Annotated in this window: 10 protein-coding genes and 2 pseudogenes; 5 read left to right on the top strand and 7 right to left on the bottom strand. The window is 72.8% G+C overall.

The genetic code is table 11. From position 1 onward, the window contains the following. Positions 1-46 precede the first annotated feature (46 nt). Positions 47-202, top strand: a pseudogene (locus tag IEZ20_RS40165) (aquaporin family protein); the annotation flags it as partial. 88 nt (positions 203-290) lie between these two features. Here IEZ20_RS40165 and IEZ20_RS35375 read toward each other — a convergent pair. Genes IEZ20_RS35375 through IEZ20_RS35355 form a run of 5 tightly spaced genes read right to left on the bottom strand, consistent with a single transcriptional unit; the run spans position 291 to position 8,207 of the window. Continuing rightward, a complete protein-coding gene (locus IEZ20_RS35375) occupies positions 291-896 on the bottom strand; it encodes a GTP-binding protein (protein WP_189306425.1) in 606 nt (201 codons plus the stop codon). Next, positions 877-4,515 (bottom strand): hydantoinase B/oxoprolinase family protein, encoded by a 3,639-nt coding sequence (locus IEZ20_RS35370; protein ID WP_189306423.1) that lies wholly within the window; start codon positions 4,513-4,515, stop codon positions 877-879. Before IEZ20_RS35370 ends, IEZ20_RS35375 begins: the two co-directional genes overlap by 20 nt. A 24-nt stretch (positions 4,516-4,539) precedes the next feature. Next, positions 4,540-4,935 (bottom strand): DUF742 domain-containing protein, encoded by a 396-nt coding sequence (locus IEZ20_RS35365; RefSeq protein ID WP_189306421.1) that lies wholly within the window; start codon positions 4,933-4,935, stop codon positions 4,540-4,542. Positions 4,936-4,944: 9 nt separating this feature from the next. After that, positions 4,945-5,379, bottom strand: a complete 435-nt coding sequence (locus IEZ20_RS35360; RefSeq protein WP_189306419.1) for a roadblock/LC7 domain-containing protein — start codon at positions 5,377-5,379, stop codon at positions 4,945-4,947. Beyond that, positions 5,376-8,207, bottom strand: coding sequence for a nitrate- and nitrite sensing domain-containing protein (locus IEZ20_RS35355; RefSeq protein ID WP_189306417.1), 2,832 nt, complete (start codon positions 8,205-8,207; stop codon positions 5,376-5,378). Before IEZ20_RS35355 ends, IEZ20_RS35360 begins: the two co-directional genes overlap by 4 nt. Before the next feature lie 420 nt (positions 8,208-8,627). Here IEZ20_RS35355 and IEZ20_RS35350 point away from each other — a divergent pair, with 420 nt between their 5' ends. Next, complete coding sequence (locus IEZ20_RS35350; RefSeq protein WP_189306415.1) at positions 8,628-9,161, top strand: hypothetical protein; 534 nt, start codon at positions 8,628-8,630, stop codon at positions 9,159-9,161. Positions 9,162-9,221: 60 nt separating this feature from the next. Here IEZ20_RS35350 and IEZ20_RS35345 read toward each other — a convergent pair whose 3' ends face one another. Beyond that, positions 9,222-10,433 carry an NAD(P)/FAD-dependent oxidoreductase gene (locus tag IEZ20_RS35345; RefSeq protein ID WP_189306414.1) on the bottom strand — a complete coding sequence of 404 codons (1,212 nt, stop codon included), beginning with the start codon at positions 10,431-10,433 and terminating at the stop codon, positions 9,222-9,224. Between the two features lie 250 nt (positions 10,434-10,683). Beyond that, positions 10,684-11,007 carry a bifunctional 3-phenylpropionate/cinnamic acid dioxygenase ferredoxin subunit gene (locus tag IEZ20_RS35340; protein ID WP_189306412.1) on the bottom strand — a complete coding sequence of 108 codons (324 nt, stop codon included), beginning with the start codon at positions 11,005-11,007 and terminating at the stop codon, positions 10,684-10,686. Positions 11,008-11,108: 101 nt separating this feature from the next. Between IEZ20_RS35340 and IEZ20_RS35335 the strand changes: the two are divergent. The 3 genes and pseudogenes from IEZ20_RS35335 to IEZ20_RS35325 all read left to right on the top strand — a co-directional run. Continuing rightward, a pseudogene (locus IEZ20_RS35335) lies at positions 11,109-11,825 on the top strand (zinc-binding dehydrogenase); the annotation flags it as partial. Next, on the top strand, positions 11,822-12,448 hold the full coding sequence (locus tag IEZ20_RS35330; protein WP_189306410.1) for an MBL fold metallo-hydrolase: 627 nt from the start codon (positions 11,822-11,824) through the stop codon (positions 12,446-12,448). The pseudogene IEZ20_RS35335 and the gene IEZ20_RS35330, both read left to right, overlap by 4 nt. A gap of 140 nt (positions 12,449-12,588) precedes the next feature. After that, positions 12,589-15,051 (top strand): GcvT family protein, encoded by a 2,463-nt coding sequence (locus IEZ20_RS35325; protein ID WP_189306408.1) that lies wholly within the window; start codon positions 12,589-12,591, stop codon positions 15,049-15,051. Positions 15,052-15,060: the final 9 nt, after the last annotated feature.

The raw sequence follows: 15,060 nt of genomic DNA, 5'->3' as shown, positions 1-15,060 counted from the left end.
CGACAGGCCGGGGCCGATCGCCCCCCACCGACGCCAAGGAGCCGCCATGAGCCACGGAGACGTTTTCGTCGGGGAGGTCGTCGGCACCTCGGTTCTGATCCCGTCCGGCGCGGGCGTCTGCGCCGCCGTCCCCTTCGGACACCCCAGGGCGCGGGGCTCGGGCCGGCCCGTGATCGCGTTCGGCCGGGGTTTCGGCGTGCTCGTAGAAATCCGCGCACGCGCGCGTGGGCGCTCCGCACAGGACCACGGCCCGTACCCCGGTCGGCGGGGGTACGGGCCGTGCCTGCCGGTCAGCCGGGCACGGCCTGGCGATGGTCGGCCGCGTACTGCATCGCGTGCCGGACGAGTCCGATGAGCACCTCCTTGACCGACTCCCGGTCGCGCGCGTCGCACAGCAGGACGGGCACGTCGTCGTCCAGGTCGAGCGCCTGGCGGACGGACTCGGCGGGGTACCGGGCCGCTCCCTCGAAACAGTTGACGGCGACGAGGAAGGGTATGGAACGCCGCTCGAAGTAGTCGACAGCGGCGAAGCAGTCCTCCAGACGCCGCGTGTCGGCGAGGACGACGGCACCGAGCGCGCCCTCGGACAGTTCGTCCCACATGAACCAGAACCGCTCCTGCCCGGGCGTCCCGAAGAGGTAGAGCACCAGGTCCTCGCGCACGGTGATGCGGCCGAAGTCCATGGCCACGGTGGTGGTGTGCTTGCCCTCCACACCGCTGGTGTCGTCGACGGGCCGCCCGGCCTCGGTGAGCAGTTCCTCGGTGCGCAGCGGCCTGATCTCGCTGACCGCGCCGACGAGGGTCGTCTTGCCCACGCCGAAACCGCCGGCCACAAGGATCTTGAGCGTGACGGGCTCGACCGGGGGCTTGCCGCGCTCAGAACGCCCGAAGATCATCGGTTTCTTCTCCTGCTTGACGGGGGTCGGGCGACGGTCGGCCGTAGCCGCCGCCACCAGGGGTTTCGATGACGAGTACGTCGCCGGGACCGACGTCGGCCGAGCCGCTCCCGCCGAGGTCGGTGACCGTGCCGTCGGCTCGCTCCACCCGGTTGGCGCCGAGCGCGCCGGGGGCGCCGCCGGCCATGCCGTACGGGGGCACACGGCGGTGCTGGGAGAGCGTGGAGACGGTCATCCGCTCGAGGAACCGGATGCGGCGGACGGCACCGTCGCCGCCGCGCCACCGTCCGGCGCCGCCGCTGCCGCGGCGGACGGCGAACTCCTCCAGGCGGACCGGCAACCGCCACTCCAGGATCTCCGGGTCGGTGAGCCGGGAGTTGGTCATGTGGGTCTGCACCACGTCGGCGCCGGGGAAACCGTCTCCGGCGCCGGATCCGGAGGCGACGGTTTCGTAGTACTGGTGCCGGTCGTTGCCGAAGGTGACGTTGTTCATCGTGCCGGAGCCCTCGGCCTGGACGCCGAGCGCGGCGTAGAGGGCGCCGGTGATGGCCTGCGAGGTCTCCACGTTGCCCGCCACGACGGCGGCGGGTGGTTCGGGAGCGAGCAGGGAGCCGGGCGGCACGATGATGTCCAGAGGGCGCAGACACCCGTCGTTGAGCGGGATGTCGTCGGCGACCAGGGTGCGGAAGACGTACAGGACGGCCGCGTCGACGACCGCGGCGGGCGCGTTGAAGTTGGTGGCGAGCTGTGCGGAGGTGCCGGTGAAGTCGATGGTCGCCCGGCGCTCGGTGCGGTCGACGCGGACCCGGACCCGGATGACGGCACCGGAGTCGGTCTCGTAGGCGTACTCGCCGTCGTCCAGGGCCTCGATGACGCGGCGCACTGCCTCCTCTGCGTTGTCCTGGACGTGCCGCATGTAGGCCTGGACGACGTCGAGGCCGAACTCGCCGATCATGCGGCGGACTTCGTCGACCCCCTTCTGGTTGGCGGCGATCTGGGCGCGCAGGTCGGCCAGGTTGGTGCGCGGGTTGCGGGACGGGTACGGCGCCTCGGTGAGCAGGCGGCGGGTCTCCTCCTCGCGGAAGCGGCCGTTCTCGGTGAGGAGCCAGTTGTCGAAGAGGACGCCCTCCTCCTCGATGGTGCGGCTGTGGGCCGGCATGGAGCCCGGCGCGACACCGCCGATCTCCGCGTGGTGGCCGCGTGAGGCGACGTGGAAGAGGATCCGTGGCTCACTCTGCGTGTCCGTGCCCCGGTCGGTGTCGAAGACGGGGGTGATCACGGTGACGTCCGGCAGATGCGTGCCGCCGTGGTAGGGGTCGTTGACGGCGTAGGTGTCGCCGGGGCGCATGGCGGAGCCGCGGCGACGGATGACCTCTTTGACGCTGGTGCCCATGGAGCCCAGGTGAACGGGGATGTGGGGGGCGTTGGCCACCAGGTTCCCGTCCGGGTCGAACAGGGCGCAGGAGAAGTCCAACCGCTCTTTGATGTTGACGGACTGGGCCGTGGACTCCAGTCGCGCCCCCATCTGTTCGGCGATCGACATGAAGAGGTTGTTGAAGACCTCAAGGAGAACCGGATCGGTTTCCGTGTCGATGTCGGAACTCTGTGTGATCGCCGTGCGTTCCATGAGCAGATGCCCGTCATCGGTCGCGGCGGCCCGCCAGCCGTCGTCCACGACGGTCGTGGCGCCGGCTTCCGTGATGATCGCGGGCCCGGTGACGGTCTCGCCGGGGGGAAGAGCCTCCCGGCGGTGGAGGGGTACGTCGCGCCAGGCGCCGCCGGTGTGGAGACGGACGGTGCCGGGCGCTCGGGAGCGGCCCTCGTACGGGGCGAGGGCGGAGAGATCGGGGGGTGCGGTGAGGCCGGTGGCTTCGACGGAGAGGGCTTCCACGACGACCGGGCGGTCGAGGGTGAAGGAGTACGTGGCGCGATGACGTTCCTCGAAGGCGTGCCTCATCACGTCGGGCTCCGCCAGCTCGACGGTGAGGGTGGTGTCCGTGCCGTCGTAGCGGAGCTGGGCACGGCGGGTGACCTGGATGCGGTCCTCCGGGACGTCCTCGGCGACGAGTTCGGCGCGTGCGGCGGCCTCCAGGTCGTCGGCCGTCTTGCGGATCCCGGGCATGGCGGCGGGTTGCAGATGCGTTTCCACGGACTGTTCGCGCATGGCCGTGGTGTCGGCGAGGCCGATACCGAGTGCGGAGAGCAGACCGGCCATGGGGGGTACGAGGACGGTGCGGATCCCGAGCGACTCGGCGACCCGGCACGCGTGCTGGCCGCCCGCGCCGCCGAAGGTGGTCAGGGCGTAGCGGGTGACGTCGTGCCCCTTCTGGACGGAGATCCGCTTCACGGCGTTGGCGATGTTGGCGACGGCGATCTGCAGGTAGCCCTCGGCCACCTGCTCCGGGGTGCGTTCGTCGCCGGTGCGGTCGTGGATCCGGCGCGCGAGGGCGGTGAACCGGTCACGCACGAGGGCGGCGTCCAGTGGCTGGTCGCCGTCGGGCCCGAACACGGCGGGGAAGTGGGCGGGCTGGATGCGGCCGAGCATCACGTTGGCGTCGGTGACGGTGAGCGGGCCGCCGGCACGGTAGCAGGCGGGGCCGGGGTCGGCGCCGGCCGAGTCGGGGCCGACCCGGTAGCGGGAGCCGTCGAAGTGCAGGACGGAGCCGCCGCCCGCGGCGACGGTGTGGATGTCGAGCATGGGGGCGCGCAGCCGGACGCCCGCGATCTGTGTGGTGAAGACCCGCTCGTACTCGCCGGCGAAGTGGGAGACGTCGGTGGAGGTGCCGCCCATGTCGAAGCCGATGACGCGGTCGAAGCCGGCCCGCTGCGACATACGGGCCATGCCGACGATGCCGCCGGCCGGCCCGGAGAGGACGGCGTCCTTGCCGCGGAACTGTCCGGCCTCCGTCAGCCCGCCGTTGGACTGCATGAACATCAGCCGTACGCCTTGCAGTTCGTCGGCGATGTGCCGCACGTAGCGGCGCAGCACGGGCGAGAGGTAGGCGTCCACGACGGCGGTGTCCCCGCGCGGGACGAGCTTCATCAGCGGACTGACCTCGCTGGACAGCGAGATCTGCGGGAAGCCGGTGCGGGCGGCGAGCTCGCCGACGGCGCGTTCGTGGCCGGGGTGGAGGTGGCTGTGCAGGCAGACGACGGCGATCGCGCGGATCCCGTCGTCGTACGCCTCCCGGAGCGGGCCGGCCAGGGCGTCCAGGTCGGGGGCGCGCAGGACGGTGCCGTCGGCGGCGACGCGCTCGTCCACCTCCAGGACCCGTTCGTGCAGCAGCTCGGGCAGCTCGATGCGGCGGGAGAAGATGCGGGGGCGGTTCTGGTAGGCGATGCGCAGGGCGTCGCGGAAGCCCCGGGTGACGACGAGGAGGGTGCGTTCGCCCTTGCGTTCCAGCAGGGCGTTGGTGGCGACCGTGGTGCCCATGCGGACGGCTTCGACGGGCTCCGGGGAATCGCCGAGGAGCGCCCGCACGCCGGCCACGGCCGCGTCGGCGTACCGGGCCGGGTTGTCGGACAGCAGTTTGTGCGTGAGCAGGCGGCCGTCCGGGCGGCGCGCGACGATGTCGGTGAAGGTGCCGCCCCGGTCGACCCAGAACTGCCAGCCAGTCACGTCGCTACCCCGCTTCCGCGCCGGTCACAGCGCCCGGAGGCCGTTGATCACGTCGCGCAGAATACTCTCGTCCGGCAGCTCGGCCGGGGGGACCGGGCGGTTCACATGGACGAGTTCCGCGTGCACCAGGTCGCCGATGAGAACACGGACGACACCGATGGGCAGATCGAGTTCCGCGGCGAGTTCGGCGACGGACTGCGGTGTGTCCCTGCAGAGTCCGACGATCTCCACGTGTTCGGGGGACAGCGTCGGGTCCGATTCCGGGTCGCCGGTCCCGGGTTCCGCGACCACCACCGCGATCAGGTCGAGGCGGTGCTGGGCCGCACTCGTGGTGCGGCCGCGCGTCATGGCGTACGGACGGACGACCGGCCCGGCCTCGTCGTCGAACCAGTGACTTCTTCCCTGACCGTCTGCGCTCATGCCATCCCACTACCCGTCTGCGGGCAGATCGGTGCGCGGGGCGGTGCCCAGATGCACGCCGACCCGCTTGACCAGGAGCGTCATCTCGTAGGCCACCTGTCCGATGTCCGATTCCGCGTCCGAGAGGACGGCGAGGCAGCTGCCGTCCCCGGCGGCGGTGACGAAGAGGAAGGCGTCGTCCAGCTCGACCACCGTCTGCCGGACGCTGCCCGCGTCGAAGTGTCGGCCCACGCCCTTGGCGAGGCTGTGGAAGCCGGACGCCACGGCGGCCAGATGCTCGCTGTCCTCCCTGGTCAGGTCCTTGGAAACCCCCGTCGGCAGTCCGTCGCCGGACAGAATGACGGCCTTGCGGATGCTGGCGACCCGGTCGACCAGGTCGTCCAGGAGCCAGTTCAGCTCCCCCTTGCCGGTCGCCGTGTGGCCGGTCGCCTTCGGTGCGGTCATCGACCGTCCCCCTTAGTCGTTCCTCGTGCTGTGCCGTTCCGGGCCCCGTCGCCCGCGGCGTTCTCCTCCCGGCCGCGCTGCCAGCCCCGCTGGAGCGAGGCCATCCGGCTGCGGACCTCGTCGGCGTCGCGGTCGGCGGCCGGCGCCGCGCTCTCGGCGCGCCGTTCGGTGTCCTGCTTGAGCTGGGGGGCCAGGCTGGCCTGGCGTACACGCCGGGGCAGCGCTCCGATGCCCGGTTCGGCGCCCGGGTCGGGGCGTGCGTCGCCGGCGGGTGCGGTCGTGCCGCCGCGGGGCGGTGGAGTGTCCGCCGGGCCGCCGGTGCCGGGTGTCCCGGGCCGGGTGCGCCGGGGCAGTGCCGGGGCCTCGGACGTCGTGCCCGCGCCCTCGGCCGGGGTGGCGGAGCGGTCCTCCGTCCGGTCGGTGGGTCCGGCGGGGCGCCGGGAGGCGGTACCGCGGCGGCGGGCGGGCAGCGGGGCCAGTCCGCCCGCGTCGGAGCGGCGCGGACCGGCGGAGGGCCCGGGGTCCGGTTCACCGCGGCGGGGCCGCTGGTCGCTGACGGGCTTGCCGTGCGAGCTGACGAGCTTGGGGGTCTGCCGCCGGGGCAGGGGTATGGCCCCGTGTTCGCCGGTCTCGTCACGGGAGGGCCGGTCGGCCTCCGGGGCGTCCTGCTGCTCGTCGCCACCCGGGCGGGACCGGCGGGGGCGGAACAGGCCGCCGCGCTCGCTGTCCTCGTCCGGGAGGGCGCCGGGGAAGTCGTCCAGCGCGTCGAGATCGACGGGCGCCTCCAGCTCGACCGGGCCGTCCAGCAGGGAGGTCGGCAGGCCGGGCAGTTGCAGGGGCGCCGGGGACCGTCCGGTGGCACGGCCCAGCGCCTGCTCGGTGCCCTTCGCGGGACGGTCCCGGTCGAGCCGGAAGCCGATGCCGTTGGTGTCCGGGACGTCGTCGCTCAGCAGTGCGTCGGGGATGAACACCACCGCCGTGGTGCCGCCGTACGGCGACGGCTGGAGGGAGACCCGGACGTTCTGGCGCTGGGCGAGGCGGCTGACCACGAACAGGCCGAGCCGGTCGGTGTCGGAGAGTTCGAACTCGGGAGTCTCGGCGAGGCGCAGATTGGCGTCCAGGAGAGCCTCGGCCGTCATACCGAGACCCCGGTCGTGGATCTCCAGGGTGAAGCCGTTGGCGACCCGCTCGCCGACGACCTGGACGGCGGTGTGCGGGGGTGAGAAGACGGTGGCGTTCTCCAGCAGTTCGGCCACGAGGTGGGTGAGGTCGGCGACGGCGGGGCCGGTGACGGCGACCCGCGGCAGGCGCCGGACCTCGATGCGCTCGTAGTCCTCGACCTCGGCGACCGCGGCACGGACGACGTCCATGAGCTGCACGGGCCGCCGCCACTGGCGGGAGGGCGCGGCACCGGAGAGGATCACCAGGCCCTCGGCGTGCCGGCGCATCCGGGTGGTGAGGTGGTCCAGGCGGAACAGGTCGGCGAGTTCGTCGGTGTCCTCGGTGCGGCGCTCCATGCTGTCGAGGAGCGTCAGCTGCTTGTGCAGCAGCACCTGGCTGCGGCGGGCGAGATTGACGAAGACCTCGGATACACCGGCGCGCAGTTCGGCCTGTTTGACGGCGGCCTCGACCGCCGCGCGCTGCAGGGTGTTGAGAGCCTGTCCGACCTCGCCGATCTCGGTCTTGTCGTACTCCAGGCGGGGCACCTCGGTCTCGACGTCGACCTCTTCACCCGCGGACAGCCGGCGCATCACGCTGGGCAGCCGGACACCGGACGCCTCGTGCGCCTCCAGGCGCAGCTGGCGCAGGTCGCGGACGAGAGCGCGGCCGACGCGGATGGACAGGAAGACGGAGAGCAGGAGCGCGACCAGGCCGAGGACGCCCGCGATGGCCGCCTCCGCGATGACCTCCACGGCGACGGGGCGCGTACGGTCCTGGAAGCGGTCACCCACCCCGTCGTCCAGGGTGCCCAGTTCGTCGAGGACGCTTGCCGCGGCGGAGTCCCAGCTCTTCGCCGTGACACTGCGGGGGGTGCCGGAGTCCGTGCCGATGACGGCTCGTTCGGCCACGCGCAGCGGGGCCGTGGTGGCGTTGTTCCAGAAGCGTTCGTAGCGTTCGCGCTCGGCGGCGGGCAGCAGCGGCAGGCTGATGTCGTACAGGAGCGTGCGCTGGGCGACGAGGTCGGAGATCTCACGGGTCTCGTCGCGGGTGAGCCGGCCGACGACCAGGGAGGAGCCGAGCAGGGCGTCCTCGCGGGAGAGCAGCTCGCGGGCGCGGGTGATGTTCACGAGGGCTCGGGCCTGCTTGTCGACCTCGACGTCGTCGATGCCGTCGAGGGACGCGATGAGCGCGTAGCAGGGGTCCACGAGGCGGTTGTAGAGCCTGAGCGCCTGGGCGCGGGTGACGGTTCCGTCCTCGACGCCGCGGCGCAGCGTGTCGAGACCGTTGAGGGCGTCCAGGACGGCGGTGAGCTGCTCGCCGTCGTCCGTGTCCAGGTCGTCCCTCAGGTCGTGGTCCTTGGCGTTCCTGCGGAGGGTGCTGATCGTCCGGTCGGTGGCGGCACGGGTGCGGTGCAGTCCCGACAGCGTTTCCGAGGCACGTGGGTCGGCGAGGTAGACGAGGGTCTGACGACGCTCCTGCTGCAGGACGCGGACGGTGTCCTCGGCGGGGTAGCCGATCTGCTCGACGACGTCGGTCACGCGGAACAGCCGGGCGACTTCGCGGCCTGTGAGCACCGTGGCGAAGCCCCAGATGGCGGTCAGGGACACCAGCGGCACGAGAAGCAGCGCCACGATCTTCCGGCGGATCGACTTCCCGCGAAAGCGCATGGCCTCCCCCAGCTCGACCCCCGCCGGCCGGGGGTGCTCATGTCCGTCTACAAACGGCGTGAGCCTACTACCGCCTCACAGTTAACTCGAAGGCATGTCCGGAGGGTGAACTTCCGCTACCGGGGCGGGAGATGACGAGTTGTCCGGGCATTGGGGGAGATTGTCACCGCGATCCCATACCCGTGCCCCGCCCGGCGGCGGGCTCACGGACAGGTGGTTGGCCGGAATTCTTCGCCGGTTGGGAATCTTTGCGGGATCTCGTTCGTCCTTCTCTATGGGAGATGGGGGCGGAATGGGCCACAGGAGCCGTATCCCGCACCCTGGCGGCGTAAAGCAGCGCAAGCCGGGCAGCCACTGGGGAGTCGGGGTTTTCGGACGCCGGGGGCGAGCGGTCTGCTGGCGGTGGGGAGTGACACGGTGATGGGCACGGCGGAGCGGCGCAGGGCGCCCGAGGAGAGCGTGGCGGAGCGCTCGCAGGCGGGGCGGGGCCAAGGGGCGCCGGATCGCGGCATACCGGCGCAAGCGCGCGCCGAAGAGTCCGTCCACGGCGAACGAGGGCACGGCTATCGGACGTTGTGGGTGGAGGAGCCCGCACGGCGGCACCCGATGCCCGATCCGGTGCGCACGGCGGCGGTGCGGGCGGTCCTTGTCATAGCGGTGACGCTGGTCCAGGCGATGGTGGCGTTCCTGTGCACGTTGGCGGGGTCCTGGCTGGCGTTCCCCATGGTGATCAGCAGCGTGGCGAGCACAGTGGCGGCCACCTGGGCCGTGGTCGACGTGTGGGTGACCCGCCAGGTGTGGAACCAGCGGAACGGTGTGGTCTCCGAGCCGAGCAGCACGGCTCGGTCCCTGCGGCGGGAGCGGCGCGCCCGCCGGCGCGAGGAGCGGGCGAGCCTGCGGGAGCAGGGGCGGATACGCCGCAGGGGCGGCGCCGGACAGCTGTCCCACTCCTGATCCCGTCGGCCGGGGCTCGGGGCCCTTACTGCCTACGGCCGGGCCCGGGTCCCGTACCCACTACGCGACCGCATCCGTCGGCGCCGCTGTCCGCCTGTCGTCCCGCTGTCCTTCCGCCCGCCGGAGTTCACGCCGGGCCCGCATGAACGCGCGGGGCCGGTCCACTCCGAGTACGGCGACGGTGCGGCCGTCCCGTTCATAGCGGGCGAGGAACCCGGACGGGCCGGGCAGGCCGCCGTCGGTGATCTCGCCCTCGGTGACGTGGACGGCATCGCCCTCGCGGTACCGGCCGGCGAACTGGATCCGGGAGTCGTACTGGTCGGACCAGAAGTACGGCACCGTGCGGGCGGTGACGCGGGTGTGGCCCGCGAGCAGGTTGGTCACCGCGGCGCGGGGCTGCTCGGTGGCGGAGGTCCAGTGTTCGGCCCGGGTGCCTCCGACGCGGGCGACGTCGCCGACCGCGACGACCTGGGGCAGGGCGGTGACACCACCGTCGTCGCACAGCACGCCGTCGTGCAGAGCGAGGGCCGAGCCGGCCAGCCAGGCGGTGTGGGGGACGGTGCCGATGCCGACGATCACCACGTCGGCGGGCAGCGTGCGGCCGTCGGCGAGGTCGACCCCGGTGACGGTGGTGGCCCCCCGGAGGGCGGCCACGCCGCTGCCGGTGAGGAGGTCGACACCGCCGCGGCGGTGCAGCGCGGCGCACACCGTGGCCATCCGGGCGCCGAGCTGGGGCAGGAGCGGCAGCGGTGCGGCTTCCACCACGGTGACCGCGTGACCGAGCCGGGCGCATGAGGAGGCGGTCTCGGCACCGATGAAACCGCCGCCGATGACGACGACCCGGCGCGGTCCCCGGGTGAGCTCGGCGCGCAGGGCGCGGGCGTCGTCCAGGGTGCGCAGGGTGTGGACGCCGGCCAGGCCGTCGCCGGGCAGCCGGCGAGCGGCGGCGCCGGTGGCGATGACGACGCCGTCGGTGGCCACCGTACGGCCGTCACCGAGGAGGACGGTACGGCCACGGGTGTCGAGCCCGCGGGCGCGGACGCCGAGCAGCCACTCGGCGTCCAGGGCGGCGGTCTCGTCGGCGTCGGCGAGGGACAGTCGGCTCTCGTCGGTTCGGCCGGTCAGGAAGTCCTTGGAGAGAGGAGGCCGGTCATAGGGGCGATGGGGTTCCGCGCCGACGATCACCAGTCGGCCGTCGAAGCCCTGGGCGCGTAGCTCCCGGGCGGCGTAGAGCCCGGCGAGGGAGGCGCCGACGATGGTCACGGTCCTCATACGGCACGGCTCCTGGCGTCGGGTGCGGCGGTGACACCGGTGGCCTTGGCGACCCCGGCGGGGCCAGTGACGTCGGCGGCTCGGGTGACATCGGTGACGCCCGTGGTGTCGGGCGCCGGGCGACGGGGACGGGCCGATGCCGCACCGCGCGGGTGGCTGAGGCCGACGGGGGCGGGATGGCGGTGCCCGGCGTGGGTGGGATGGCGGTGCAAGGCGCCGGCGGGGGCAGGATGGCGATGCCCGGCGGGGGTCATGCGGCCGTGCCCTCCTCGGCGCCGAGGTGGACGTGCACGACGCCGTCCTCCACGGTGACGCGGTGCGTGCGCACGGGGCGCCGGGCCGGCAGACAGGTCGGTTCGCCGGTACGCAGGTCGAAGGAGGCCGCGTGCAGGGGGCACTCGACCAGGCAGCCCTCCAGCCAGCCCTCGGAGAGGGAGGCGTCCTGGTGGGTGCAGGTGTCGTCGATGGCGTACAACTCGCCGTCCTCGGTACGGAACACGGCGATCGGCGGCGCGGTCGCGACGCGGACGGACTCACCCTCGGGGAGGTCTTCGAGGCGGCAGACGGGAATCACGGGCCCCCCTCTCGGTCCGGGACACTCGGTCCGGGACCTGCTCGATGCAGGCGTCAGGGATGCTGCCGGGTTCCCGGACCCACGTCGGTCCGGCCCGGTGACCGCTCACCAACACCCTCGGCATCGGTGCCTTCGCCGAGAAGACGCTGGTCGCGGCCGGTCAGGCGGTGAAGATCGACCCGGCGGCGCGGCCCGAGGCGGCCGGTCTCATCGGCTGCGGGGTGATGGCCGGTTACGGCGCGGCGGTCAACACGGGCAACGTCGGCCGCGGTGATTCGGTCGCCGTCATCGGCTGCGGCGGCGTCGGCAACGCGGCCATCGCGGGCGCCTGTCTGAACGGCGCCATGAAGGTGATCGCCGTCGACATCGACGACAGGAAGCTGGACCAGGCGGAGAAGTTCGGCGCCACGCACACCGTCAACTCCCGGGGCACCGACCCGGTCGAGGCGGTCCGGGAGCTGACCGACGGTCACGGCGTGGACATCGCGATCGACGCGGTCGGCCGCCCCGAGACGTTCCTGCAGGCCTTCTACATGCGCGACCACGCGGGTCTGCTGGTCCAGGTCGGCGTCCCCGCACCCGGGATGAAGGTCGAACTCCCGCTGATCGACGTCTTCTCGCGCGGCGGCGCCGTCAAGTCCTCCTGGTACGGCGACTGCCTGCCGAGCCGGGACTTCCCGTTCCTCATCGACCAGTACCTCTACGGCCTGCTCGACCTCAACGCGTTCGTGTCCGAGACCATCGCCCTGGACCGGGTGGAGGAGGCGTTCGCCAAGATGCGCCGAGGTGAGGTGCTGCGCTCGGTGGTGGTCCTGTGAGCGTGCGCGGGGCCGTACGCGTGGAGCGGGTCGTCACCTCCGGCACGTTCGGCCTGGACGGTGAGACGTTCGACGTCGACAACAACGTCTGGCTGGTCGGCGACGACGCGGAGGTGCTGGTGATCGACGCCGCGCACGACGCCGAGGCGATCCACCGTGCCGCCGCCGGCCGCCGGGTCACCGCCATCGTCTGCACGCACGCCCACGACGACCACATCGACGCGGCGCCCGCGCTCTCCGTCCTGACCGGCGCCCCCGTGCTGCTGCACCCCGGCGACACCGAGCTGTGGTCGCTCACCCACCCGGGCCGCGCGCCGGACGGCGAGCTGACCGACGGCGGCGTCCTCACGGTGGCCGGCGTCGAGCTGCACGTGATCCACACCCCGGGCCACACCTGGGGCAGCTGCTCTCTCCACGCGCCCTTCCTGAACGCCGTCTTCACCGGCGACACCCTCTTCCACGGCGGACCCGGCGCCACCGGCCGCTCCTACTCCGACCGCCCGGCCATCGAGGCCTCCCTCCGCACCCGACTGCTGACCCTGCCGGGTATCACCGTCGTCCACACCGGCCACGGTCCGGATACGACGATCGCCGCCGAGCGGCCGAACGTCCCCGCCGCCTGAACGCCCCGGCCTCACCACCACCCGAGCGCCCCCGGCCTCACCACCACCCGAGCGCCCCCGCCTCCCCGTCGGCGCGACTCCCCCGCACCCGCCATCCCCGCCCCCGCCACCTCGCCATCCCCGCCACCACAAGGAGGGGCATGTCCAGCACACCCGAAGAACCGTCCCAGGGACCCCGTGTCGTCATCGTCGGCGCCGGCATCGTCGGCTGCGGTCTCGCCGACGAGCTGACCGCCCGCGGCTGGACGGACGTCACCGTCCTGGAACAGGGGCCTCTGCCCGCCCCGGGCGGCTCCACCTCGCACGCCCCCGGGCTCGTCTTCCAGACCAACCCGTCGAAGACCCTCACCGAGTTCGCCCGGTACACCGTCGAGAAGTTCCGCGCTCTCGAGGTCGACGGTGTCCCCTGCTTCCACCAGGTCGGCGGCCTCGAACTGGCCACGACCCCCGAACGCCTGGCGGAGCTGCACCGCCGGGCCGGCTACGCCGCCTCCTGGGGCGTCCGCGGCGAGGTCGTGAGCACGGCCCGGTGCAAGGAACTGTGGCCCCTGCTGGACGAGTCGGTGGTCCTCGGCGGCTTCCACACCCCGGACGACGGGCTGGCCCGGGCGCTCCTCGCGGCCCGCGCCCAGATGGACCGCGCCACCGCGCGCGGCGCCCGCTTCCTCGACCGGCACACGGTCACCGGCATCGAGCAGCGGGACGGCCGGGTCACCGCGGTCGTCACCGACCGGGGTGCCTTCCCCGCCGACCACGTCGTCTCGGCGGCCGGTTTCTGGGGTCCGGTGATCGGCCGCATGGCGGGCGTCGACGTACCGCTGCAGCCCCTCGCGCACCAGTACGCGAAGACCGGGCCGCTGCCCGAGCTGAGCGGTGCCACGGCCGAGGCCACGCGGCCCGTCCTCCGCTTCCAGGACCGCGACCTGTACTTCCGCGAGCACGCCGACCGCATCGGGATCGGCTCGTACGCGCACCGGCCGATGCCGGTGGACCCGTTCGCGGTACCGGCGTACGACGAGGCACGCGCCCGGGACATGGAGATGCCGTCCTCGTACCCCTTCACCGCCGAGGACTGGGCGCCGAGCTGGGAGGACTGCCGGCGGCTGCTGCCCGCGCTACGCGCGTCCGGGATCGAGACCGGGTTCAACGGGGTCTTCTCCTTCACACCGGACGGTATGCCGGTGCTCGGGGAGACACGGCGGCTGCGGGGCTTCTGGCTGGCGGAGGCGGTCTGGGTGACCCACTCCGCCGGTGTCGCCAAGGCGGTGGCCGAGTGGATGGTGCACGGGCGGCCGTCCGTCGACGTGCACGAGTGCGACGTCACGCGGTTCGAGGAAGCGCAGCGTTCACCGTCGTACGTCCGTGAACAGGGTTCACAGCAGTTCGTGGAGGTGTACGACGTTCTCCACCCGCTCCAGCCGATGGAGCAGCCCCGTCCCCTCCGCGTGAGCCCCTTCCACGCCCGCCAGCAGCAGCTCGGCGCCTTCTTCCTGGAGGGCACCGGCTGGGAGCGCCCGCACTGGTACGAGGCGAACGCCCCGCTCGTGGACGCCCTCGGCGACCTCCCCGAACGCGACGCCTGGTCGGCCCGCTACTGGTCCCCCGTCGCCGCCGCCGAGGCCAGGGCCACCCGCGAGAGGGTCGCCCTGTACGACATGACCCCGTTGCGCCGCCTGGAGGTGACCGGCCCCGGCGCCCTCGCCTTCCTCGACCGCATGACCAGCAACAACCTCCGCAAGAAGCCCGGCGCGGTCACCTACACCCTGCTCCTGGACGAGACCGGAGGCATCCGCTCCGATCTCACCGTCGCCCGCCTGGCCCCCGACCGCTTCCAGGTCGGCGCCAACTCCCCCGCCGACCTCGACCGGCTCCTCCGTCACGCACCCGAGGGCGTCCAGGTCCGCGACATCACCTCCGGCACCTGCTGCATCGGCGTCTGGGGCCCCCTCGCCCGCGCCCTCGTCCAGCCCCTGACCAGCGACGACTTCTCCCATGAGGGCTTCGGCTACTTCCGGGCCAAACAGACGTACCTCGGCCACGTGCCCGTGACGGCGATGCGCCTGAGCTACGTCGGCGAACTGGGCTGGGAGCTGTACACCACGGCCGACCTGGGCCTCAGGCTGTGGGACACCCTGTGGGAGGCCGGGCAGGAGCTGGGCGTGGTCGCCGCGGGCCGGTCCGCCTTCAACTCGCTGCGGCTGGAGAAGGGATACCGGGCCTGGGGCACCGACATGACCGACGAGCACACCCCCTTCGAGGCGGGCCTCGGCTTCGCCGTCCGCATGGACAAGGAGGACTTCGTCGGCAAGGAGGCACTCCAGCGGGCCGGGAAGCCCGCGCGCAGGCTCACCCCGCTGCTCCTGGACGATCCCGCCGCCGTGGTCCTCGGCAAGGAGCCCGTGTACGTCGACGGCGCCCCGGCCGGTTACGTGACCAGCGCGTCGTACGGCTACACGCTGGGCCGCTGTGTCGCCTACGCCTGGCTGCCGGCCGGCCTCGCCACCGGTACCGGCGTGCACGTCGAGTACTTCGGCGAGAAGGTGCCCGCGACCGTCGCCGACGAGCCGCTGTTCGACCCGGAGATGACCCGCATCCGCCGCTAGGAGGCGCCC

Source organism: Streptomyces cinerochromogenes (assembly GCF_014648635.1).
GTDB lineage: Bacteria > Actinomycetota > Actinomycetes > Streptomycetales > Streptomycetaceae > Streptomyces > Streptomyces cinerochromogenes.
This window is presented reverse-complemented; position numbering and strand designations above follow the sequence as displayed.